The organism is Streptomyces bohaiensis (genome assembly GCF_012033785.1).
GTDB lineage: Bacteria > Actinomycetota > Actinomycetes > Streptomycetales > Streptomycetaceae > Streptomyces > Streptomyces bohaiensis.
In genome coordinates, this window is record NZ_JAAVJC010000002.1 from 22,812 (window position 1) to 45,790 (window position 22,979).

Genomic DNA, 22,979 nt, shown 5'->3' on the forward strand with positions numbered 1-22,979 from the left:
GCTTCCAGTGCAGCCTGGCGAGGGAACTCGCCGGGGTCGGTGGTGGCGCGGTCGACCAGTAGTGCCCGAGTTTCCTCGTCCGCCCACCCCTGCGCCAACGCTTCCAGTGCAGCCTGGCGAGGTCCGCCGCCGGGATGGGTGGTGGCGCGGTCGACCAGTAGTGCCCGAGTTTCCTCGTCCGCCCACCCCTGCGCCAACGCTTCCAGTGCAGTCTGGCGAGGGAACTCGCCGGGGTCGGTGGTGGCGCGGTCGACCAGTAGTGCCCGAGTTTCCTCGTCCGCCCACCCCTGCGCCAACGCTCTCAGTGCGACTTGGCGAGGTCCGTCGGCGGGGTCGGTGGTGGCGCGGTCGACCAGTAGTGCCCGAGTTTCCTCGTCCGCCCACCCCTGCGCCAACGCTCTCAGTGCGACCTGGCGAGGTCCGCCGGCGGGGTGGGTGGTGGCGCGGTCGACCAGTAGTGCCCGAGTTTCCTCGTCCGCCCACCCCTGCGCCAACGCTTCCAGGCTCTTCCGGCTGGCCGATGCTGGTGCGAAGGCTCCGGCTGTGTGGTGCCACCGACGTGAAGTGACGAACTGTGAGCCCAGGTCGGGCCAACTGTCGAGTTGCCAGCCGTCGATGAAAGCGCCGTGGAGGCAGTACCAGCGCTGCAGCAGCGGGCGTCCCGTCCACGTCTCGGGCAGGGACCGTAGCGCTGGCATCGCACCGCCGTAGCCGTCACTCAAACTGTCAAGGTAGGTGCCATCGCTGGTGGCGATGGCTGCCAGGCGTTTGCTCTGGTCCGCAAGTAGTCCGATTCGGCGGACCTCCGTCAGTGCGCGTGCGGCCAGGATGAACCGCTTGGAGTGCCTGGAACGCAGATACTCGTCGAGGAAGAGGTCTACGACGCGGGCTGCATACTGGGGTGGAAGCTGGCCGGTCGTTAGAAGCAGGACTTCGTGCCAGCTGTCGTCATGGACTCGGGTCCGGAAGACTTGACCGATGAGGTCGTCGGGAGTCAACTCGCGGTCTTGGAAGCGGTTGATGATGTCTGCGGCTGCGAGGTACTCGAGGAAGGCGCGGTGGACGAAGCCGTAGACGTTCCCGCCGTAGTAGCTGAGGATGAAGTTACGTTCCTGGAGCTGCTGGACCAAGGTTCGGGCGGCTTTTCGGGCGGGTCCGGGGTCCGCGTCGTAGCTGTGGAGGAACGTGCGGAAGGCGGCTTCCAGTTCGTCGCCGTGGATGTGGTTGCCGGAGATCCCGCCTTCGCCCTCCTGCATACGGCGCGCCACCAGGCGGAGCATCTCTTCGCTGGCTTCGGCGTCGAGGAGCTCGAGTGCGCTAGCGATGTCGGGGCTGCAGTGGGGTTTGAGGTGTTTGACGTCTTGGTCGAGTCGGGCGACAAGGACGGTGACGGCGTGTTTGAAGACTCCGTGGCGGTCACGGGGGAGGGTTTGGCGGCGGCCGATGATCGCGAGGATCGTGAGGAGGAGTGGGTTGCCGGCGAGTTCCCGCACGGATGGCGTGTGTGTCACGGCGTCCAGGAGCCGGGTGCTGAGGAGGTCGGCTGCGGTGGTGTCGTCGGGGCAGGCGACGTGGTACCAGTCGCGGGTAAAGGCCTCGATCTGTGGGTCGGTGAGGTTGTTCAGCATGTGGTGGGTGAAGCCGGCGGAGGCCAGGGCGGTGCGGCGGTAGCCGATCGGCCTGGAGGTGACCACGATCTGCACGTCGGGGTAGGCGGTGGCGAACTGGGCGATGCGCTGGGTGGCTCGTTCGCGGAACTCGGGGTCGAAGAGTTCGTCGAGGCCGTCGAAGATCACCAGTGCGCGGCCGGAGGCGAGGACGGTGCGTAGTGCTGCGGGAGGGAGGGAGAGGCCTTCGGTGTAGTGGAGGTGGGCGAGGAAGTCTTCGAAGGTGCTCTCGCGCCACTGGTCGTCGGCGTAGCGGCGTAGTTCGATGATGAGGGGTAGCCGGCCGGTGAGGTTGTCGCCCAGGTCTTCGTTGGTGATGAGTGTGAGTGCGAGCCAGCGGCCGAGGGTGGATTTGCCGGATCCTGGGTCTCCGAGGATCACTGTCTTGTGGTGTTGTGGGGTGCGGAGGACGGTGAGGAGGTCTTCGGTGGGGCGTCGTTGGGCTTCGCTGATGCGGGTGAGCTGGTTGCGGTCGACGCCCGGTGGTAGTTCGGTGTCGCTGAGTTCGCCGCGTTCGGTGAGCCGACGCAGTAGTTCTGGTGGGAGGTTCACTGGCGGGGGGTCGGCTCGGACGTCGGGGAGGACGAAGACGTCCCGTAGCGCAACGTGGGGGGTGTCGTCCTGGTCGGTGTGTGGCAGCAGCACCTCGAGGTCGAGCCGGCCGTACCGTTCGACGAGGCGCTGGCTGTAGCAGCGCAGCGCGTCTGCAAATTCTTCGTCGCTGAGTTCGGTCTCGTTGCCGCTGGCTTTGATCTCCAGTACCAGCTGCTCGATGAGGACGTTGCCGCTGATGGCGACGCTGCGGTCTGTTGCTGTGGCGTCGCCTGTGTCGGACGCACGGACTTGTCGGTTGTTACCCCACGCCATGCTCTGCCCCTCCCCTTGTCTCGTACCGGGTGCTTGTGCGGCTGTCAGTTCTGATCGATGCCGCTGGTGGCGGTGCTGCCACTGCCGGTTGCTGTTGCGGACCCGGTGTCCTCCGCGGTGACTATTCCGTCCTGGCCGGCGGTGGTGCTGATACCGGTGATCGCAGTTCCACCGCCCGACGCGCGGGCGTCACCGGTGTTCGACGCCCGCACCGCTCCCCCGCCGCCATTCGCGGAACCAGAAGACGTCAGCCAGCTGGCGCCGCCGAAGGTAACCGCGGCCACCAGTCCGGCCACACCGGCCATCCAGCTGGCCCGCTCCAACCCTCCGACCGCCCACGTCACCCCCACCGACACCACCAGCAGCGCCGAGACAATCCCTATGAGAACGCGGCCTCGCCCGCGTACACGCATCATGCCGCCCATTCTGGACGCCCCACCAAGCTCCAGGTGCAGGTTTCCCGACAACCCATCAGCCGCTCCACCGCTCAACCTGCGCTGCCGGGACAAGCGCACACCCCCGCTGTGACCGCGGCGCCCTCTGGCCTGACCGCGAGCTCGCCCAGGTCGCCAACCTCCTCCCCGAGTGCCTCAAAGAGAAGCGCCCCACCGCGACAGAAGAGACCCTGGCTGGCGGCAGCAAGGAGACGGAGAGTGCGGCACTCCCTCGACAACCAACTCAATCCTGGCACTGACCAACCGACCCCCGTGCGGCGAAGCCGCGACCGGACTGTGTGGTGCCGGCGGCCGACGCCCGAGAAGCATCCGTCCCAGTGCCACCGATCCCCCCCCCGTTACCTTCTTCGTGGCTTCGCAATGGGGCCTCCGGCCTTCGGGTCCGGCATGACTTCCCCCCTTGTTGTCGATGATCCGGGGGTGGTGTCACCGGGTCCGGAGGCATCGACGGACCGCTGATGAGGGGCTTGAGCACCGGCTTCACCCAAGGCCGGAAGAGCTCTCCGTAACGTGGATGTGGCAGCTCGGTGCCCTGGCAAGGCCGGACGAAAGCGTGATGGAGGGGCCTGCACGTGATCGACACCGGCGACATCGACGTCTTCCTCGGCCTGGACGTCGGCAAGGGCGAACACCACGCCACCGCCGTCACACCGACCGGGAAGAAGGCGTTCGACAAGCGTCTGCCCAACACCGAACCCACGCTCCGCGAGCTGTTCGCGAAACTCCAGGCCAAGCACGGAACAGTGCTCGTCGTGGTCGACCAGCCGGCCTCGATCGGCGCCCTGCCACTGGCGGTCGCCCGCGACATGGGCTGTCCCGTCGCCTACCTGCCCGGCCTGACGATACGGCGGATTGCGGACCTCTACCCCGGCGAGGCGAAGACGGACGCGAAGGACGCGTTCATCATCGCCGACGCCGCCGGCGCGATGCCCCACACGCTGCGGGCGATCGACGGCGAGGATGAGACGATCGCCGAGCTGGAGATGATCGTGGGCTTCGACGACGACCTGGCCGGCGAGGCCACCCGGGTTGCGAACCAGCTCCATGGCCTGCTGACCCAGGTCCATCCGTCGCTGGAACGGGTGCTGGGACCGCGGTTGCAGCACCCGGCCGTCCTCACCCTGCTGGAACGGTTCGGGTCACCGGCCCAGATCCGCAAGGCCGGACGCCGGCGGTTGGTCACCCTTCTGCGGCCGAAGGCGCCCAGGATGGCCGAGCGGCTGGTCGAGGACCTCTTCACCGCCCTGGACGAGCAGACCGTCACCGTTCCCGGCACCGAGGCGGCCGCGTTGATCGTCCCAAGCCTGGCCGGCTCGCTGACGGCCGTGCTTGACCAGCGGAAACTCTTGGCCGGACGGATCGAGGAACTGCTGGAGGCGCACCCTCTTTCGAAGGTCCCGACGCCGATGCCGGGAGTCGGCGTCAGGACCGGCGCCCGCATCCTGATCGAGGTCGGCGACGGCAGCACCTTCCCGACCGCAGGCCACCTCGCCGCCTACGCCGGACTCGCCCCGGCGACCCGGAGCTCAGGTTCCTCGATCCGCGGTGAACAGCCCTCCAGAAGAGGAAACAAGCAGCTCAACCGGGCTCTCTTCCTCTCCGCGTTCGCCGCACTGGGCGACCCGGCATCGCGGGCCTACTACGACAAGAAGATCGCCCAGGGCAAGCACCAGACCCAGGCCCTGCTCTGCCTCGCCCGCCGCAGGGCCGACGTCCTGTTCGCGATGCTCCGGGACGGGACCTTCTATGAACCGCAGCCGTCGGCCGCGCTCACCCGACCTGCGGGTCTGCGAGGAGGACGACTCGATCGGCCTCGACGTCGAAGCCGAGGACCGGATGGCCATAGCCGCCTTCCGGGTCCATCAGCACGGGCTTGCCCAGCCGCCGGCCGATCTCCCGGAGGAAGCCGCAGAACACATCAAGTCGCTCCTGGCCCTGCAACTCGCGCAGGTCGACGTCGAAGTCGACTTCATCCTCGGCATGAAAACGGAAGATCGCCAACACATCAGGCGTCGGCCAGACCCGCAGGTCCGGGCACTCGGCACCCGCCGGCCGGGACAGCACGGCCTCCGCGCGGGGCACTGGAAGCACCGTCTCTCCCCCGGAGTACTGGCAGCTCCAGTCCTTCTCCGCGACAAGATCGAGGACCGCCTGCCAGTCCTCCGCCGAGGCATCCGGGACACGCACGTCCGGCAACGCCCCCATCAAGTCCGGGCCGAAGAAGCACTTCACGTCATCCCACAGCAGATCAGCCACCCCGCCATGCTGCCCGGCCCACCGACCCGACGCACCCCCGTTTCCCTTGACCAAAGACATAGGGGCACCCCGCCGACCAGCACGACCGAGACTGTCGTCCATCCACCCGCCGAGCCGGCCTTCAGCGTTCTCGACACCACAGCCACCACCACCCCGTACCGTGACCTCAGTACGCGGCACACAGGGAGGACACGTGCACCCCACTCTCAAAACCATGGTGAACGGAGAGCTGATCGAGCTGCCCGGCACCATTGCCACCATCCGGCCAACAGTCCCGCCCGAGCTCCGCGATCAGTTCGACACTGAGGTGGAGACCGCACCCGCCGCGCAGCTCCCGACTGTGCTGGTGCGTTGGGCACTGGCCGGGTCCGCGGCCAACCAGGAAGACGACGCACTCTTTGCACGGCTCGAGGCCGGCGAGGACATCGGCGCGGTGGAAGCCGACGACGACGCCAGGGGAGCCGCGTGAGCTGCAGAGTGGTCTACGCGCCGCCGGCGGATGACGCCCGTCTGAAGATGGACGATTCGACGCGTCGCACCTTCGACACCGCGATGCGTGGCCTCGCGCAGGACCCCTACGGCGGAGACTCAGCGGCACTCGACGGGTCCCCGGACCGCAGAGAGGCAACCGTTGCGGGAGTGTTCGTGAGGTACTACGTCTCCCGCGGCATTCTCACCGTCACCGTCGTGCGACTGGTCTGGATCTAGAGCCCTCCCGGCAAGCCTTCCCTCGACGCCCAACTGCGGCTCACACCACTCACCCGTCGTACCGGCACCCTCTCAGCCCCACTGGCCACACCCATTTTTAGCACTTTCTTTTAGGCAGTTTGATTACTTTTGGTTCTAGAAATGTGAGACGGTCCGCATGCAGACGTCGACCATATGGAGACATAATGGGCAATCGCGACCACCTCCGGATCGAAGACATGGCTTGTGTGCTGCTGCTGCGACTGATGGACCACACATCCGGAGACGTCTCCTCCCCTGTCCTCCCAGCCGATATCAGCGCCGGCGATCCCTCACAGGACAGGAAAATAGAAATGATGGTCGCCATCGAGCTTCTTGCGGAGCGCGGTCTCGTCGAAGTGGTGCGGAAATACTACAGTGCGCCAGAAAGAATTCAGTTGACTTGGGCTGGAAAGCGGAGAGCAAAGGAGCTCGAAGCGGACCGCCAGGCCCCGGGGGCCCTGCTTGCTCACACAGTAGAACGAATGATCCGCGCCGCCTTTCGTGAAGAACTTGACTATTGGGGAATTTCCAAATTCACCAAGGACTTATTGTTTCAGGGTAGTGATCTCGATAAGTCGAATTACTATAGCCCCATAGTGGAGCAAGCTGGTCAGTACCTCATGGGTCACGGATTGGCTGACTTTGTCGTAGTCAAGGAAACTATAGAAGTGCGTGATATCGGATACGCGTGGTGGAATAGGCGCATGCGGAACATGGAGATCACGAAGCTAAAGAAGTTGAAGCTCACGGTGCGCGGCATTGACTGCGTAATGGCGGGAGTTAGCGTGAGGGAGTACATGGCGATGCAGAATTCTGCCGGGGCGGGGCCAGTCTTCAATCAGAACGTATACGGAGGTGCTGCCGTGCAAGGCGTGCACGTGACGCAAAACGTTGGGATCCAGCCGGGTGAACTAGTTGACCTAGTTCACAAACTTCGCGACGTGGCTACCCAATTTCCGCCAGTCGAGCGGGAGAAATTTCTGAACGATGTCGAGGTGCTGGGGAACAATGGTCAGTCATCTAGGGATCGCATTAGCGCTGGCCAACGCATCAAGGCGGCACTCGTCAGCGCCAGTAGTCGAATCGGAGGGCAGGCCATTATTGCAGCCGTGGAAAAGTTCACCAACTGGGTGGCCGATCAGTGAGCCGCGTCGCCTTCGCCGGATTGGTGACCACTCCCCGGGGTGCAATCACAGATTTCCCACTCGCCAGTGCGCTTTTACGTAGAACTTCGAGATTCCCGCAGGAGTAATTCATGGGATGCGCGTGTTTAGGAGAGGTGCTCGTTTGCGATTCCCCATGGGGCGCGCAGCGATCCCTTGTCCCACTGTTCGAGCTCTGCAGATTCGATTACCCGGATACCTGCGCTCTTTGCGTACGCCTTGGCTGGCTTTGTCAGCATGGAAGAAGTTACGAAGAGGGCGGTGTCGGCCTTGTGATGGTGAAAGACCGTGCCGGCGAACTTCTGCACTTCCGGGCTGCCGACTAGGCCGCTCGAGCTGTAGCGCTTGCATTGAACGACCAGGGTGGAGCCTTCTGGTGTGACGGCGATCACGTCTGCGCCGAGGTCGCCAGCGCCGCCGGGGGTTCTCACTTCAGTACAACCGTCGCGACGGCACAGATCAGCTATGGCGTGTTCGAACTCGGTCGGGCTCATTAGGAACCAGCGCGGGATCTTCGCGAGCTCCTCGGGTGTCAGGGGCTGAATTACCTGAGGTTCGAGCATTTGGAGGCCTAGCTCCAGTGATGCGAGAAGGCTATTCAGCTGAAAGTAGTCCTTCCCCGGCTGGGCCGCTTCCTTCTGCTGGAGCCTATCGACGAGGCTACGGTAGGCCCGATCCACGTCTGCAAGACGCTGGGCAAAGTTCTCGGGGCTGTAGGTATAGAGACGGTAGTCCCTGTCGGCCGGGGTGTAGTTGGCTGGCGCCGCGGAGGCTGGCTCAGTATCGGTGGCTACTGGTGCGGGAACGAAATCTGACACGAAGCCGCTGACGACAGTGATCTCACCCACAACTACGTTGTGGAAAAGCCGGCCACCACTTAGGTAGCTGCTGACTTCACAGATGGTGACAGTTGAGGCGAGTGCGTACTCAAGGACAGTCACGGTGACGACTCCGTCGTCTACCGAGCTCATTCCACTTCCGGCACCGGGTGGCATGTGCCACTCGTCCCGCTTCTTGCTGTAGGTGCCCTGGACCTTATCGATGGACAGCACGGTGCCCTCGTTGAGGATATCTTTATCCGCCTCGTCCATCGCCTTTTCCCAGGCGGCCCGGTGACCTGGAGGCATCGCATCTAGAACGCGCTCAGCTTTCAGCCGTATGCTCCGGCTGCCGACGTGTCCTGGGTCGGGGAATCTAGTGCTCAAAGGTCTCGCCTCGGATTCAAAATCGAGTCGTCCGGCGTCTGGCGGATGACGGCCACGGCCCGGGCCGCTATCTCCGCTATGACGCAGGCCGCCGCCGCGCAGTGACGGTCTTCAAACAGCCGCGCTTTCCCAACGGGGCCGCGGCAGTGGGCGAGGGATATCGCTCGTCGAAGGTCGACACCGCACGGCAGTCACCGTCGATGCCACTAACAGGTCGGCGGAGCTCCGACGTGCAATTCGGAACAGGTACTCGGACCAGTCCCCAGCCGGTCCGCGCCTGCCGATGAGAGAGCGGTTCAGTGCGCCGCGAACGTTCGAGATGCCGCTTCAGCCCGATCCCACCGACGGACTCAGTGGGGGTCGACGATCTGGACGGCGGTGACGACGAGGACGGCTTGGGAGACGTAGTAGCCGACGAAGACGCCCTTGACGGTGATCTCGCGCCGGTCCTTGTCAGATCCGATGGGCGCCGAGCCGCTGCCGTAGGGGTCGGAGCCGAGTGCGCTGGTCATCGCGGACTCGAACTCCCCGCGGCGTTGCCGCGGCATGGCTTTGCGGGCGGCGTCGGCCTGCGGGGAGTACTGGATGCGGTATCGGCTCACGCTGCGCCGGCCTCCGGGTCGTCCTGGGCGACGCAGTCGCTGAAGTCGCCGGCGGCGAGGCGGGCGTACTGCGCCTCCGCATCCTGGACCGCCTGCTGGTCGGTTCGTAGCGCCCAGCGGGCCAGGACCCGGGGCAGCTCGCCAGCCGGAGTCCGGCCGGCCTCCGCAGTGAACTCCTCCCGCTCGCTCTCGGGGAGTGCGGCGCGGATCCCGTCGATCGTCGCTGGCAGCTCGGTGCGGCCGGCGGTGGTGTAGGTGACCATCGTCGCCTCGTTGATGTCGTTCATCACGAATCTCCTCTCCGACGTCCTACGGTACGGCCCGCAAGCTCGATGCTGGGGCGCTTCACACAGAATGCCCCGATGCTCGAGGACCGCGCGAAGGCCGCCTCGCGACAGGCGCGCAGGCGTGCTGTGAGAACCTCCGTACGTGCCACACCACCTTCTTCGCCCCGCGCTGGACCAGGCCGCGTCCCCCGACTGGTCGACGCGCGTCCGCGCGGCGGAGGCACTGGCCTCGCACGCCGCAGACCCCCATGCCGCCGCCGCGCTGCACACGCTCCTGCTGGACAGCATGGACACCGCGGTGCCGCGCAGGGCAGCAGCGGCTCTGTGGCAGGAGCACTCGACTGCGGCGCTGCGACTGGTTGCCGCCGCGCTCGCGGACGCGGACGAGACCACGGCAGACTGGATCCTCACCGGCGTACACGACGCCCTGGCTGACAACGACGGTGATCACGGGGAACTGACACGTCGCTGCGCCGGACTGCTCCGAGACAGCGACGCACGGGTGAGAGGCGGAGCTGCGGAACTGCTCAAGTGGTTGCGGTAGACGACCGACCGCCGGTAGCAGGCAGCGCTGAGCACGGCTCCAGTCTGCCTCCTCCTGACCGGCCCGCGGCCGAGGCGTTCAGGTGCTGCTGCGAGCGGCTCGCCGGTGTTCGGGCTCAGCCTTCGTCGAGCCTCGGCTGACTCCAGCTCGCCTCCGGTGGTGAGCCTTGAGCTCCGAGAAGGGCTTCCACTGTGGAGCCTTCCTCGTCCGTCAGTTTGGTCTGGAGCCTGATGGTCGTTCCCACGAGTGCGTCGAGAGGCACCTGTGTCCGCGACCCGTGGGCGGAGGCTGTCCTGTTCCCGAACGTGCAGTTGAGGACGGCTCCGGATGAGACGCGGGCGTCTGTCTCGATGACGAGTTTCGCTTCGTTGATCGCGCCGCTGAGCTGGTCCAGCTTCTGGTCGTGTGAGATGTCGTCGCCGGCGCCCCCGTAGCCGATGTGCCGGTCGGTGACGCTCATGCGGAGTTGTGTGAGGGGGATGCCGAAGCGTTCCGCTCGTGCACGGATCTCCTCGAGGCTGGGCAGGTCGTACCGCTCTGCCGGGTTCAGGGCTTTGCGGGAGGTGCCGACGACGGCGTGGAAGCGGGGTGTCTGCAGGACGAGGTCCCCGTCGTGGAGCACCCACTTCCACGGGCCGGCCTCGGGCCCTCGGGAACCCGGCACGACCATGCAAGCCCGGGCTGTCCACTGGCTGATGGCTTCGCGCATGAGGTGTTGCAGGTTCGCTGCTGCGGTGCTCGGGACTTGGAGGAGGGCAGCGAGGTTGAGCATGCCGACGATCCGGTTCCAGAAGGCGGCGTCGCTGATCTCTTCTGTTTCCAGGAGATACATCAGTGCGGTTACGTCGAGGCCTTCGGTGGTCCTCTGAGGGCCGGGGAAGTTCGCGAGTGTGTTGCCGCTGCCTTGCCAGAGGGCGGCGAGGAACGAACTGAGTCGGCCGGCGACCTGCTGGTTGAGATGGTCGCTGGCGGTCTGGACGGCCCGCTGGGTGGGTCCGGGGGTGCCCGTGCGGGCTGCATCGGCGCCGTCGGCGACGGTGATGAGAAGGCCCGTGGTGGTCGAGCCGTCCAGGGTGCCGCGGCCGCCTTCCAGGACGGACCGAGAGACGAGCTGTGGGATGTCGGGTGCGCCGGCGGCCGGGCGGAGGCTGTCTACCGCTGCGGTGTCGAGCAGGAGCTTGTTGCCTGACGGCTCGGTGAGGCGCTCAGCGGCCTCGAGGTGGCCCAGCGTCAGGAGAACGGGGTTGTTCTCGCTGGGCAGGCGGTGCAGGTCGTCGTCGAGCTCTTGCTGGTTGGACGTGGTCCGCAGGTAGATGTGTCGGCTGGGCGTACTCGGTCGGCGGGGCCAGGTGACGACGAGATCAGGGACGTGCGTGTGGTTGAAGAACTCGGTGGTCGTGACGAGCGCCTGGGGGTCGGTCTCCTTGAGGCGCCGCGCGACGGTGTTCTTGATCCTGGAGAACATGGTCTGGTCGTCGGGCTCGTCCATAGCCTGGGCGACTCGTTGTGCGAGGTCGTTCACCATGATTCACCCCGGCGGACCAGCTCAGCGGCGACGATGGCTGCCCAGTCTTTGAGTGGCACAAGCGTCTCCTGCTTGTCGGATAGGACGAGGAGCCAGAGCCGTTGTGCGACAGCGTTGACCGTCTCCTCGTTGAGGAGCTCTCGGGCCTTGGCCTCGTCCGCGGTTCCGAGGACACGGTCGCTGTGGGCCAGCACTGACTTGGTCACCTGGTCGGGAGTGGAGAGGGTCGACCAGGTCGTCGCACGGAACGGAGACCAGGTGATCCACATGAAGTGGTCGCTGTGGTGGTGGTTCGCGGCGACGGCGACGTAGCACTTCGCGAGGAACTCATCGAAATGTGTGCCCTGGTCACTGGGCTGGGTGTAGTTCTTGACCTCGGCGCAGAAGGTGTCGTGCTGGTAGGGCTCGCCGCGCATGCTGCCGCCGAGGTCGAACGAGAACGTCCGGCCGCCGTAGGGCCACGGCAGTGTCAGCCTGCGGCCGCACGACTCGGAGTCGGTGTTGGCGTAGGCGCCGAAGATCCGCATCGTGCCTTCGAGCCACTGCTTCGCTCGCCGGGCGCCTGAGAAACCTTTGAGTTGCGCGTCCTCTCCCACAGCCACCATCTGAGAGTAGCCACGCCGGCGACCTCGCGATGGCAGTTCGCCCAAACCACCCTCTTCCGGGGTGGGCCGCCGAAGCTACCCACCCCGATCTGTACCTAGTGGTCCTGTGTCGTTGCTTTGGTGGGAGGCAGGGCCACTTCGAGATAGTCGTGGAGCTGCTCGTCGCTGAGCTTGCCATCCAGGGCCAGTGATGTGCGCAGGCAGCGCTCCATGCGGTGGCGGGGAATGCCGAGGCGCCGTTCTGCTTCACCCACGATGTCGCCAAGAACGCGATGGCCGTACTTGGGGTGATGGCGGATCAGCCAGTCCAGTGTCCGTGTGACACGAGGGGAAAGCCCGTAGGACTGGTCGGGCCGGCTGTCGTGCTGCAAGGCCAGTTCGTCGAGGACGGCATGCCGCACGGTGGCGGCCAGATCATCGGTGGGGATGATCTGGTCCAGCCCGTCCGCGACGTTGCGGGCCAGCTGGTCAGCGACCTTGCGGACCTCGTCCTCACCACGCCAACGCAGGGCCCAACGCTTACGGATGTCGGGGCGGCTGAACAGAGAGGCGTGGAAGGCCCGGCCGAAGTGGTCCTGGACGTCCCTGATGCCGGGAGGCCGCGTGCTGGCATCACCGCCGGTGAGAGTGGCGACCACACTGTCGGCGGAGCGACGGCGAGCATGCGCCCAGTCCTGGGCGACCGGGCGGGACCAAGCGCTCCGCCCGGAGACTGTGGCCTGCGGGAGGGGGACGTCGCCTTCGCCGCGGGAGACGTAGGCGCGCAGGGTGGAGGCGGCGATCCCTGCGAGTTCGGCCATCTCCGGGATACCGACGAGTTGGTCGCCTGCGAGTTCGGGAGCGGAGGGCTTCACCACGCATTGTGTGAGCTGTATGGCGGTTGGGGCGTCGCTGCGGGTGGTGCGGTGTTCGGCCCATAGCGCCAGGTGATCTGTCCAGCGGTGAGGCGTTGGAGCGTCGGCGGCGGAGTCGAACGTGGCGATCTTCCTGATCTGTCCGGCGGTGGGTTCGGCGGTGTCGTCGAGGAGGTCGGCTGCACTTACGGTGATGGCCGACTTGGCGGGTGTGCGGAGGTAGTTCTCGCTGGCTGAGTCCCAGATCTGCGCCGGCCGGTACCAGGTGGCTCCGTCCCACCAGTATCCGCCTGCCCGGTACAGCAGGGGGGCGCCTTGAAGGGCGGAGTGCATTGAGGCGGCATCTTCGTCACGAATAAGGAGCACAGACCGGCCGAGGGCTGGGTGGTGGCGCACTACCCAGGCCAGGTCGTGCCTGATCGGGTCGGTGGTGTAGCCCCGCCAGCCCCTGCCTGGTTGCTCGGAGTCCCAGCGACCCCACATGCCGTCACCGGCGCCGCGGCCGATGGCTTCGAGCGCCTCGGGGTCGTCCAACGGTAGGTGTGCGTCATCGACGAAGGGCAGGCCGGGGACGGGGTGGTCAGTCCGCAGACCGTTCGCCAGAGACTGAAGCGTGTACATGATGCGATGTATCCCTTCAAGCGTTGCGCTGTATCAGCTACAGCATTCCGCGTGGTGTCGTACAGCAAACATCGGCCGCCCGAGAGGCCGCACGCCTAACACCGTCCCGGTCGCACCCGGCCGAAACGAAGCACCGCGAGCCGGGGTGACCGGACAGCAGGCGCACGGCGGAAGCGCCGTGCGCTTGACTGACACTGCGGGGCAGTAGTGGTACCGCGCAAAGTCGGAGCATCCGCCTGCGGCCGCTGCAACACTCCCGGCATGTACACCAGCTCCGTCGATCTGCCCTGGCCCCTGGCCCTCACTGCGGCGGACGGTGCGGCGCAGGGCAGGCGACGGTGCCGTCATCGTGCCAGCGGCTGAAGTACCAGTACACCGTCTCCCAGGGTGGGAAGTCCCTCGGCAGGTACCTCCACGGACAGCCGGTCCGGGTCACGTACAAGATCGCATCCACGATCCGCCGCCTCGGATGCTTCTCCGGCCGCCCCGCCCTCGGCCCCGCACCAGCCGGCGGAAGCAGCGCAGCGATCAACTCCCACTGCTCGTCAGTCAGATCAGACGGATACCCCGATGCTCGTCCCACGCTCTACCCAACGAGCCGCCCCACCCACCGACACACCCCATCTCAAACACGCTCTGACACAGTCAGACACTCGGCCGCGGCCTGGAGGTCATCAGGCGCACCGACGCCATGGACGCCCTGGTCTGCGGTGGGCAAGGAGAGCGGTCGAGCACAGGATTCCTGGTGGGCTGGTGATGGGGCGTGAGGCCTGCGGCTTCAGAGAGTTTCCCTATACTCGGCCACCGGTTCCTGTTCACGTGCGTTCGCCAGAGGCGACGGAGCCCCGGCGCCGGACAAGTAGGCGTCGATCCCGGCCACGGCCAGCGGTGTCAATGACTCCGTGTCGAGTCGGCCGTGGAGTCGCAGCAGCACGTGGCCGTCGTCAACGAGACAGTCAGTGTGTGGCAGGGTGCGAGACAGCAGCCGTGCGAAGTCGTCGCAGGCCACCCTGGTGTTGAGCCCCTGCAGTCCGATCCAAGTGTGCAGGGTTCCGTCCTGAATGGTCAGTTCGACATCGATCGGGCTGCCCGCCGCCTCGGCAGCCTCTCCACACCAGGCCAGCGTCTCGTCTAGGGCCGCGAGCTGCGCAGGGAGCGGAAGGAAGGGCTCCTGCCGCATGTCATCGCGTACCGTGACGCTAGTCCGAAATGCCCGTTCACGCCACCAACCCTGCACCACGTCGCGCACCGTAACCCCCCATAGCCCTCTTGCGGCGGCGCTTCCGACCACTTCGGCCGCGTTGCGACGGACCGTGCCAGCCGAGTCGTTCCCTTGCTCTGCTGCCATGCGACGCAGGAGAGAGCGCGGCCCGAAGCGGGTGTCGGCAAAGATCTGCCGATATAGCTCACCCAGTGGTGGTGGCACGGTGTCGTCCTCGGCGTGGAGCAGATCATGCACCCGGCGGGCCCAGGCGCAGAATGCATCGAGATCCCCCGTGGCCAGCAGATCCGTACCAAGCAGGCTGCCGCTGATAATTCGGATGCGCTGCCGCGCGGTCGTCGTCGCCAGCCCGTCGAGCTGGGCGCGAAGCAGGTACCGCAACAAGTCACGTTCAGCCACGGTGAGGGCGTCCACGAGATCGTCGGCCGGGGCAGCGAGGACCTCCAGCACATCCTGAGCAGTCGTCTTGTCTGCGTCACTCTTGGAGGATGGCCCCTCGGGCGGCACGGCCCACCGGTGGACACGGCCACGTGCGTCGGACAGGACGAGCGTGGAGGTGAAGGTCTGCAGGTGGTCAAGGCCGGTGCGCTCGTACTCGTAATGCTGCGTCATCCCGAACAAGGTTGTCAGGAGGTTCAGGGCGGTCACCGGTTCGTGCTGGTACTGAAGTTCGGATAGCCAACCGTCAAGGACTGCGGGGCGCCTCCTCAGCAGGCGGGTACCGTGCAGGCGCCAGGCAGTGGCGGCGACCGACTGCGCGGCATCGGCAACCGTGCTCCGCCGCTGACTGTCTTCTCCCCGTCCAGTCCGCATCCCGTCGGCAAGGGCAAGAGCGGTACCGAGCCGGGCGGTGTCCTCGTTGGCGGGCGTATGCATACGGGCCTCGTCCTCGTCCGGGACCAGGCCATGGGCGAGGATGCGACCGACTCTCGCGTGCTTGGCCAAGTGGTCGAGGACCAGGGAGCCGTGGTGGGCCAGCAACTGATTGTCCCGTTGGTGGTGCGCCGCCACGTCGGTCCGGTTCTCATAGACGTATGACGAGTGGGTAAGAGCCTGGGCGAGGAAGCCGGCGATCAGACGGTCGTCGAGTTCGAACATCGCCACCAGGTCGCTGAGGGCATCCCGGTGCCCGCGAGGAGGGGCATTTCTGTACGGCTGCGGCGGCGCGGTAATGGGGGCGGTCTTCGCCGGGCGAGCCGCGGGCCGCCTAGTTGGCGGAAGGTTTCGCAGCAGGGCTCGTGCGGCAGCGACTCGTGCCGCCTTCTTGCTGCGGCCCTCGCCCCGTGCACTGCGGCCTCCACCGGTGCGGGCGATGGCTGTGTATCTCTTGTCGTGATCGGGCCCCTCCTCGGCGTACTCGTAGGAAAGCCCATCCTTCGCGAAAAGCGTCTGCGCCTCGGTCAGGGGGTCGGCGCCGCCGATCTGGTCGGTGCCGTGGTCGAGGCCGACACATATGACGTCGACCAGCCGGCGGGCGATCTCGTGGGCACCGGTGAGACTGAGGAGGCCGAAGATCTGCCGGGCGACTCCCTCAGCGACTGAGGGCGCGGGGCGCTGCGCCTCACCGGCACCCATTTGGACAAGGCCCCGTTCCGTCGCCCACTGGCCGAGTAACCGTCGGGCCTCCGTGGAGCGTCGGTTGTGTTCGCTCGCCTGCGTTCCGACCTTCTCCGGCTGCCGCTGTGCGATCCACGCGTCGATGAGGATAACGTCGATCGTGCTGCGGCCCAACTGGTCGAGCATTCCCAGGACGTGCGAAGTCACCGTCGTTTCGGACAGGCCGCTCTCGTAAAGGCGGCTGATGTGCATCGACGCCAGCCCCATCCACGCAGTGGTCTGTTCGTCCACATCCCACTCGCCCGCTATATCCTGGATCGCTGTACGGACGGTCTCCCCGAAGGTGCCCACCAGGGCGGCGGGGGGCTGTGCCAGGGTCAGCGGGGGAACGTCACGGACGGCGAGCTGCCGTACGACGCGTACATACGGCCGCAGGGGATCGTCCGCCTTCCTATGAGCTGCCCGAGCGGAGCCGGATGCGTTCCGGGCCGGCGCGGAAGCCGCAGGTTTTCTCCGTCGAGAGGCACTTCCGCCACGGCTCTGCGCCCGCGCACCGCCCGACCTGTGCTGCCGAGCACGCTCGCTGGCTGAAGCTGCTGGCTTCCTGCCGAGTTCGGCCCGAAGATCGGTAGCGAGCCACTCGGGAAGACGGCCGACGAGTCCGCCGTCGAAGAAGTCGCCGGTCAAGTCGACGCAGTAAGTCCACTGACCCCACTCGGAGCGGGCCGCATACGTCTGCCCCAGCCTGCGCAAAGCGGCTCGCATCCGTTCGTAGGGCACTTGCCGTCCGTCCAAGCTGTAAGACGTACGTCGGCGCGCCGCCTCGATAGCGAGCGCGATCCTGTGCACGGGTGTCGGGGCCGCGGGTTCCCGCAGCGACACGATGCCAACCCAACGGTTCATGGCTCTCCCCCCACCGGGGTCAAGGCCGCCACGGCACCGGCGCACGTCGCCGCACTTCAATCCGGTGTCTGGTCGGTTCCTCGGCCCCCTCGTTCCTTCGCACGGTCACCGCACCGCCGAAACGATCGAACCTCCTGATGACCTTGTGGTTAGCGTAATCGCTGCACGAGTCTCGTGAAGGGTTTATGCACTTCGGATAGCAGGTCTCCTCCGGCGCGCGACGCAACGTCGGCAGTGGCCTCCCTGTCGTAGGGCGATTGCGGCATCCGCGTGGGGCAGCTCGGACCCAGAGCTAAGGCCTGTCCCGTAAGTGCAGGTCAGCGGTGGAATGATCTTGCGGTGGCTGGGTGTTTACGGCGTCGGAGCCGTCCTGGATAGTCCCGTTCGCTGCGCTGAGCCCGCGGCAGTTCGGCAGGCTGGTCACCGCGCTGCGACGCGAAGGGGCGGACCCGGTGCGCAGGGGCCGGCCGTGGAGCCTGCCGTTGGAGGACCGGGTGTTGCTGATCGCCGCCTACTGGCGGACCAACCTCACCCTGCGGCAGCTCGCCCCGTTGTAGAGACAGATGCCCAGCATCGAACCGAGCCCGATCAACTACGCCAGAATGCCGACCTCGCGCTTCGCGCTGGGCGGGGGACCGGGGAGGAGTTGGGCAAGATCGCGGTGGGCAGAGTTGGTCCCGGTGTGGCGCTGCTGCCTTGGGGGCAACCGTCTGCGGTACAGAGATGGTCCGCTTCGCGGGATGGGGTACGACGTGCGCGGTGATAGCGGCCGTGGTGGTGGGCGCTCAGCCCGGATTCGGTGGGCGGAACGGCCGCAGGTCTCCCGGCCGGTGGCCCGCCGGGGCGACGCGGACGCAATGCCCCAAAGGGTGTCCCCCGCGCGGACCATCCCCGCGGGTGCGGGGGCGACGTCAGCGGCGGTATGGGCACCGGCAAGACCAACGGACCATCCCCGCGGGTGCGGGTGCGGGTGCGGGTGCGGGTGCGGGTGCGGGTGCGGGTGCGGGTGCGGGTGCGGGTGCGGGTGCGGGTGCGGGGGCGACAGCGGGGCGGCGGAGTCCGTGGCGACGGCTGCCGGACCATCCCCGCGGGTGCGGGGGCGACCTCGGGGCCATGCTCACCGCCCGCACCGACAGCGGACCATCCCCGCGGGCGGGGGCGACGCGCTGCTCGCGTTCAGCGGCGACCGCGTCGTCGGACCATCCCCGCGGGTGCGGGGGCGACCCCGCAACCACCAGCTCGCCCCGCACAGGCGGCGGGGACCATCCCCCGCGGGTGCGGGGGCGACATCACCAACCGGTGGGAGCGCGGCGCACTGTTCGGACCATCCCCGCGGGTGCGGGGGCGACGGCGGTGGGCCGGTCGTAGCCCTGCCGCTCCAGGGACCATCCCCGCGGGTGCGGGGGCGACCCGCCGTCGACCTTCTGCTCCCAGTAGTAGAGGGGACCATCCCCGCGGGTGCGGGTGCGGGTGCGGGTGCGGGTGCGGGTGCGGGTGCGGGTGCGGGTGCGACGTCCGACTCACCGGCCACTCGATGCGAGCCGGGGGACCATCCCCGCGGGTGCGGGGGCGACCCGGAGGAGGCGGGCGGCGATGTCAGCAACCCGGGACCATCCCCGCGGGTGCGGGGGCGACGTGTCCTGCCTGACGCACAGCACCGCGTGCGGGGGACCATCCCCGCGGGTGCGGGGGCGACTTCACCGGGGCCGACGCGGCGTTCCAGGAGTTCGGACCATCCCCGCGGGTGCGGGGGCGACCGGTCGACAGCACTTCGCTCACGGGTGCCGAGCGGACCATCCCCGCGGGTGCGGGGGCGACCGCTGCCAGGTCGGCCAGGTGGGGATCCACCCAGGACCATCCCCGCGGGTGCGGGGGCGACGACCGGCGCGGCCTGCAGGTCGGCATGGACATCGGACCATCCCCGCGGGTGCGGGGGCGACCACTTCTCGGTGATCTCGTCGGGGAGTGGTTCCGGACCATCCCCGCGGGTGCGGGGGCGACCTCACTGCCGAACACGACGTCGCGTGCGGCTACGGACCATCCCCGCGGGTGCGGGTGCGGGGGCGACGGGCGGTTGGGCACGGGTCCAGCTCCGGACCCGGGACCATCCCCGCGGGTGCGGGGGCGACATCAAGCGGGCGGCCCCGCTCAGCATGAACGCGGGACCATCCCCGCGGGTGCGGGGGCGACGAGCAGCTTCATCCGCCCGATGACCCAGTCGTAGGACCATCCCCGCGGGTGCGGGGGCGACAGCCCGAGCGTCTCCTCGCCGGTCGCGCCCAACGGACCATCCCCGCGGGTGCGGGGGCGACGTGCCGCCCTGCACACCGACCAGGAGCAGCGCCGGACCATCCCCGCGGGTGCGGGGGCGACAACGCGGCCGCCTGCGACGCGATGGCGGACGCCGGACCATCCCCGCGGGTGCGGGGGCGACGACACGGTGGTCGCGTGCCGCAGGCGCCGCATCGGACCATCCCCGCGGGTGCGGGGGCGACGCCGCGCGCGACGGCGTGGTCGACCCAGGCGCTGGACCATCCCCGCGGGTGCGGGTGCGGGGGCGACAGGGTCTGCTCAGCGCGCTCGCTCCCATCGTCCGGACCATCCCCGCGGGTGCGGGGGCGACTTCGCGCTCGACGGCTTTCCCCTGGTCATGGCTGGACCATCCCCGCGGGTGCGGGTGCGGGTGCGGGGGCGACGCCGACCGCGGCACCGCCCACCAGGTCAACGCGGGACCATCCCCGCGGGTGCGGGTGCGGGTGCGGGTGCGGGTGCGGGTGCGGGTGCGGGTGCGGGGGCGACGCGCCCGAGCGGGAGCAGGAGCGCGTCCCCGCCGGACCATCCCCGCGGGTGCGGGGGCGACCTGCCCGGCACCCTCGTGTGGGCCATCACCGGGGGACCATCCCCGCGGGTGCGGGGGCGACCCCCTCCCCAGCAGCGCCATGAGCTCCTGGCGCGGACCATCCCCGCGGGTGCGGGGGCGACCCTGTTCGGTGTGATGACCGAATTGGCAATGAAGGACCATCCCCGCGGGTGCGGGGGGCGACCGGTCGGTGGACAACGGGGCCGGCAACCGGCAGGGACCATCCCCGCGGGTGCGGGGGCGACGTGCGCTGGATCTCGGGCATGTCGCCCTCCCTCGGACCATCCCCGCGGGTGCGGGGGCGACCACAAGACGCGGCTGCATGGCGTCGGCGATATCGGACCATCCCCGCGGGTGCGGGGGCGACCTGACCGGGCGACTCGTTCCCTCCCCGCCCCGGGGACCATCCCCGCGGGTGCGGGGGCGACGGGTGGAACGCGACTGTGGCGGCGGCCCCCGGGGGACCATCCCCGCGGGTGCGGGGGCGACTCGTGGCCAGTGAAGAGATCGGGGTCGTTCCCGGGACCATCCCCGCGGGTGCGGGGGCGACGGGAGAAGCCGGTTGGCCGGGAGCGTCATCCCCGGACCATCCCCGCGGGTGCGGGGGCGACTGCATGGGCCGCTGCCGCTTCCCGCGCTGGGTGGGACCATCCCCGCGGGTGCGGGGGCGACCCGTGGAGCTGGTGAACCGGGACGCGCTCGGAGGGACCATCCCCGCGGGTGCGGGGGCGACGCCTGCAACGACGTGTTGGTCTGGGTGATCGACGGACCATCCCCGCGGGTGCGGGGGCGACTCCGGCATCGTCGACCAGCACCCGCCGGAGACGGGACCATCCCCGCGGGTGCGGGGGCGACACTTGCTGACCTGCGGTGCTAGGGCGGGAAGGGCGTGTTCAGGGTCGGTTGGTTTTGGCGATGGTGCGTCATGGGTGACGGTTGCGGGCGGAGAGGATGAGGCCGTCGTAGTCGACAGGTCTCCAGCGGTCGCGGCCGGCGGTTCGGGTGGCCCATCCTTGTTCGTTGGCTGCGGGTTCGACCAGGACGGCTTGGCCATCGCCGATGCGGTCGGCGAGGAGTGCCCAGAGGCGGTCTCGGACTCGGCGGCTGGGGTTTCCTACAAAGACGCCGGCGTTGACTTCGACCATCCAGCGTGTGAGGTGGCCGCGGAGGCCCTCCGGGGCTGCGATGAGGACGATGACGGTCACCGGGGTTGGTCCGGTGTCGGGGGCTGGTCGAGGTCCGGTCCGATGACGGCGATGTGCTGTTCTCCCATGTCTGCCTGGGTGGTGGGCGGGTCCATGGGGTGGGTGGCCCAGTTGACGCCGGCGGGGACGGAGCCGCTGCGTTCGTCCCAGAGTTCGCTGGTCTCTGGGGCTTCGTAGTCGGTGCCGTCGGGCGTGAGGAGTGCCTTGATGTCCTGGACGATACGCGAGAGGAGTTTGGTCTCGGCGATCTTGTCGCGTAGGCCGATGCGTGCGTCGCGTTCTTCGGTGAGGCCTTTGGCCGCCAGGTCGAAGGCGAGGGGGATGGTGTATTCGGCCTTGTAGAGGTCCGCTATGTCGAGGGTGAAGGAGATCGCCGATCCGGTGTGGACGACGCCGAGTCCCGGGCTGGCGCCCAGGCCCACGATGACGGCGTGGCAGATGCCGTAGAGGGCTGCGTTGGCGGCCGACAAGAGTCGGTTGAGGTCGTCGCCGGCGGCGAACGCGTCACCGGCTTTGTAGACGCGGCCGTCCCAGGGGACGCCGGTGCGCTGGGCGTGGTGCTGGTAGAGCTTGCGGATTCGGTAGCCTTCGCGGCCGCGGAGCTTTTGCATGGTGGCGGTGGAGACGTCTTCTCCGGGGAAGCGCATGCCGTACATGGCTCGGGCGACGTTGAGGCGTTCTTTGGGTCGGGTGACCAGCCAGGCTTGGCGGTGGAGGAGTCCTGAGCCGCGGCTGGGTCCGAGGCCGGCGGCGTACATGCGGACGCCTTGTTCGCCGACCCAGCACATGGCGGTGCCGGAGTCGGCGAGGAGGCGGACGGCGCCGTGGGTGACGCGTGTTCCGGGGCCCAGGAGGATGACGGCGATCATGGCGGCTGGGACGCGTACGGTTTCGCGTTTGTTGATGATGACGACCGCGTTGTCCTCGCGGTCGAGGTGGCTACGTTCGACGTGGACGCTGGAGACGCGGTCGACGATGCGGTGGAGGTCGTGTGGGTCGGCTTTCCACCAGATGTCAGCCATGGCTGTGGGCGGTTCGGGTGGGCAGCGGGGCGAGGGTGAGCAGGCCGCAGCCGTATGCCTTCTGGGGGCCGATGCCGTTGAGGAGGTGGGTGGTGAGCTGTGTGGGGTCGGTGATGCGGAGGTGGCCTTCGAAGGTCACGGTGTGGAAGGTGACGCGTCGGCCGCTGGGGTTCTTGGTGAAGGACTGTCGTTGGCGGGCGCGGATGCGGACTTCGCGGGCGGGGTTGGGGTCCGGGTGGTGGGGGTCTGGTGTGTTCTGGGGCGTGGCGTGCGGTGTGGTCGGTGCGGGGGTGAGTCCTGGGGCTGCGGGGTCGGTGAAGGAGGTGGGGATGTCGAAGCCCCACTTCTCGGCGCGGGTGAGGAGCCAGTGGAGTTGGTGGGCTGCGGTGCGGTGGCTGAGGCGGAACCCTCGCGGGCGTTTGCCCGGGTCTGTGTCCGCGCTTTCCAGGCGTGTGGTTTGTTCCGTGCTGGGTTTGATGGGGGTGTGGGTGTTCTGGACGGGGCTGGCGGTGAGGCGGAAGGCGAACTCGCGGCCGGTGGCGAGTTGGTTGAGGAGGGGGGTGTAGTCGCGGATGGCGGCGTGGTCGCCGTCGGCGTCGGGCCAGCCGGCGTTCTCCACCAGGTGGGTCCAGTCGGGTTTCGTCGGGGTCAGGACGAAGAGGTGCGGTCGGTGGGGGTTGTCTGCGTCCAGTCGCCACAGGGTGCGTTCACCGGTGGGTGTGCCGGGGATGCCGCCGGTGACGGCGGCGTGCATGGCGCGTGGGTTGGCCAGGAGTTTGCGGCTTTCGGCTCGCAGCGGGTTGATGCGGATGCGGGAGAGGTAGGTCATG

17 protein-coding genes, 3 pseudogenes and 2 CRISPR repeat arrays are annotated in these 22,979 nt (G+C 67.9%); of the genes and pseudogenes, 6 read left to right on the plus strand and 14 right to left on the minus strand.

All coding sequences use genetic code 11. From position 1 onward, the window contains the following. Together HCN52_RS00580 and HCN52_RS00585 are read right to left on the minus strand one after the other, a co-directional pair. On the minus strand, window positions 1-2,534 hold a 2,534-nt coding region (locus tag HCN52_RS00580), incomplete at its 3' end, for an NACHT domain-containing protein (protein WP_168086329.1). 44 nt (window positions 2,535-2,578) lie between these two features. Next, complete coding sequence (locus tag HCN52_RS00585) at window positions 2,579-2,950, minus strand: hypothetical protein (protein ID WP_168086330.1); 372 nt, start codon at window positions 2,948-2,950, stop codon at window positions 2,579-2,581. A 611-nt stretch (window positions 2,951-3,561) separates the two neighbouring features. Between HCN52_RS00585 and HCN52_RS00590 the strand changes: the two are divergent. Beyond that, window positions 3,562-4,746: pseudogene (locus HCN52_RS00590) on the plus strand (IS110 family RNA-guided transposase); the annotation flags it as partial. Between the two features lie 13 nt (window positions 4,747-4,759). On the opposite strand, the gene HCN52_RS00595 reads toward HCN52_RS00590, so the two are convergent. Then, window positions 4,760-5,245 carry a hypothetical protein gene (locus HCN52_RS00595; protein WP_312876468.1) on the minus strand — a complete coding sequence of 162 codons (486 nt, stop codon included), beginning with the start codon at window positions 5,243-5,245 and terminating at the stop codon, window positions 4,760-4,762. A gap of 193 nt (window positions 5,246-5,438) precedes the next feature. On the opposite strand from HCN52_RS00595, the gene HCN52_RS00600 reads away from it, so the two are divergent. The 3 genes from HCN52_RS00600 to HCN52_RS00610 all read left to right on the plus strand — a co-directional run bounded on the left by HCN52_RS00600 (window position 5,439) and on the right by HCN52_RS00610 (window position 7,119). Beyond that, entirely contained in the window at window positions 5,439-5,714 is a 276-nt protein-coding gene (locus HCN52_RS00600) for a hypothetical protein (protein WP_168086332.1), read from the plus strand. After that, the gene (locus HCN52_RS00605; RefSeq protein WP_168086333.1) at window positions 5,711-5,953 is read left to right on the plus strand and encodes a hypothetical protein; all 243 of its coding nucleotides are present in this window, start codon (window positions 5,711-5,713) and stop codon (window positions 5,951-5,953) included. The genes HCN52_RS00600 and HCN52_RS00605 overlap by 4 nt, the downstream gene beginning before the upstream one ends. A gap of 185 nt (window positions 5,954-6,138) precedes the next feature. Beyond that, window positions 6,139-7,119, plus strand: coding sequence for a hypothetical protein (locus HCN52_RS00610; protein ID WP_168086334.1), 981 nt, complete (start codon window positions 6,139-6,141; stop codon window positions 7,117-7,119). Between the two features lie 125 nt (window positions 7,120-7,244). Here HCN52_RS00610 and HCN52_RS25050 read toward each other — a convergent pair whose 3' ends face one another. The 3 genes from HCN52_RS25050 to HCN52_RS00625 all read right to left on the minus strand — a co-directional run bounded on the left by HCN52_RS25050 (window position 7,245) and on the right by HCN52_RS00625 (window position 9,231). After that, entirely contained in the window at window positions 7,245-8,228 is a 984-nt protein-coding gene (locus HCN52_RS25050; RefSeq protein WP_245174760.1) for a restriction endonuclease, read from the minus strand. 464 nt (window positions 8,229-8,692) lie between these two features. Further along, window positions 8,693-8,944, minus strand: a complete 252-nt coding sequence (locus HCN52_RS00620) for a hypothetical protein (RefSeq protein WP_168086335.1) — start codon at window positions 8,942-8,944, stop codon at window positions 8,693-8,695. Beyond that, a complete protein-coding gene (locus HCN52_RS00625; RefSeq protein WP_245174761.1) occupies window positions 8,941-9,231 on the minus strand; it encodes a hypothetical protein in 291 nt (96 codons plus the stop codon). Before HCN52_RS00625 ends, HCN52_RS00620 begins: the two co-directional genes overlap by 4 nt. Window positions 9,232-9,373: 142 nt before the next feature. Here HCN52_RS00625 and HCN52_RS00630 point away from each other — a divergent pair, with 142 nt between their 5' ends. Next, on the plus strand, window positions 9,374-9,775 hold the full coding sequence (locus HCN52_RS00630; RefSeq protein ID WP_312876469.1) for a hypothetical protein: 402 nt from the start codon (window positions 9,374-9,376) through the stop codon (window positions 9,773-9,775). Between the two features lie 115 nt (window positions 9,776-9,890). Here the strand turns inward: HCN52_RS00630 and HCN52_RS00635 are convergent, their stop codons facing one another. The 5 genes and pseudogenes from HCN52_RS00635 to HCN52_RS25055 all read right to left on the minus strand — a co-directional run bounded on the left by HCN52_RS00635 (window position 9,891) and on the right by HCN52_RS25055 (window position 16,450). Further along, on the minus strand, window positions 9,891-11,300 hold the full coding sequence (locus tag HCN52_RS00635) for a hypothetical protein (protein ID WP_168086336.1): 1,410 nt from the start codon (window positions 11,298-11,300) through the stop codon (window positions 9,891-9,893). Beyond that, window positions 11,294-11,827, minus strand: a complete 534-nt coding sequence (locus HCN52_RS00640; RefSeq protein ID WP_168086337.1) for a hypothetical protein — start codon at window positions 11,825-11,827, stop codon at window positions 11,294-11,296. The genes HCN52_RS00635 and HCN52_RS00640 overlap by 7 nt, the downstream gene beginning before the upstream one ends. A gap of 173 nt (window positions 11,828-12,000) precedes the next feature. Then, window positions 12,001-13,380 carry a hypothetical protein gene (locus HCN52_RS00645; protein ID WP_168086338.1) on the minus strand — a complete coding sequence of 460 codons (1,380 nt, stop codon included), beginning with the start codon at window positions 13,378-13,380 and terminating at the stop codon, window positions 12,001-12,003. 331 nt (window positions 13,381-13,711) lie between these two features. Beyond that, a pseudogene (locus HCN52_RS00650) lies at window positions 13,712-13,963 on the minus strand (transposase); the annotation flags it as partial. A gap of 195 nt (window positions 13,964-14,158) precedes the next feature. Then, window positions 14,159-16,450 carry a putative dsRNA-binding protein gene (locus HCN52_RS25055; RefSeq protein ID WP_312876470.1) on the minus strand — a complete coding sequence of 764 codons (2,292 nt, stop codon included), beginning with the start codon at window positions 16,448-16,450 and terminating at the stop codon, window positions 14,159-14,161. Window positions 16,451-17,409: 959 nt separating this feature from the next. On the opposite strand from HCN52_RS25055, the pseudogene HCN52_RS00665 reads away from it, so the two are divergent. Beyond that, a pseudogene (locus HCN52_RS00665) lies at window positions 17,410-17,616 on the plus strand (transposase family protein); the annotation flags it as partial. Window positions 17,617-18,608: 992 nt separating this feature from the next. Next, a CRISPR array of direct repeats spans window positions 18,609-19,820; the repeat unit is 28 nt; unit sequence GGACCATCCCCGCGGGTGCGGGGGCGAC. A gap of 74 nt (window positions 19,821-19,894) precedes the next feature. Next, a CRISPR array of direct repeats spans window positions 19,895-20,777; the repeat unit is 28 nt; unit sequence GGACCATCCCCGCGGGTGCGGGGGCGAC. Between the two features lie 68 nt (window positions 20,778-20,845). Here the strand turns inward: HCN52_RS00665 and cas2e are convergent. Genes cas2e through cas6e form a run of 3 tightly spaced genes read right to left on the minus strand, consistent with a single transcriptional unit; the run spans window position 20,846 to window position 22,978 of the window. Continuing rightward, entirely contained in the window at window positions 20,846-21,127 is a 282-nt protein-coding gene (gene cas2e, locus HCN52_RS00670; protein ID WP_168086339.1) for a type I-E CRISPR-associated endoribonuclease Cas2e, read from the minus strand. Continuing rightward, window positions 21,124-22,149: a type I-E CRISPR-associated endonuclease Cas1e gene (gene cas1e, locus HCN52_RS00675; protein WP_168086340.1), complete on the minus strand. Its 1,026-nt coding sequence runs from the start codon at window positions 22,147-22,149 to the stop codon at window positions 21,124-21,126. The genes cas2e and cas1e overlap by 4 nt, the downstream gene beginning before the upstream one ends. Beyond that, entirely contained in the window at window positions 22,142-22,978 is an 837-nt protein-coding gene (cas6e, locus tag HCN52_RS00680; protein WP_168086384.1) for a type I-E CRISPR-associated protein Cas6/Cse3/CasE, read from the minus strand. Before cas6e ends, cas1e begins: the two co-directional genes overlap by 8 nt. Window position 22,979 lies beyond the last annotated feature (1 nt).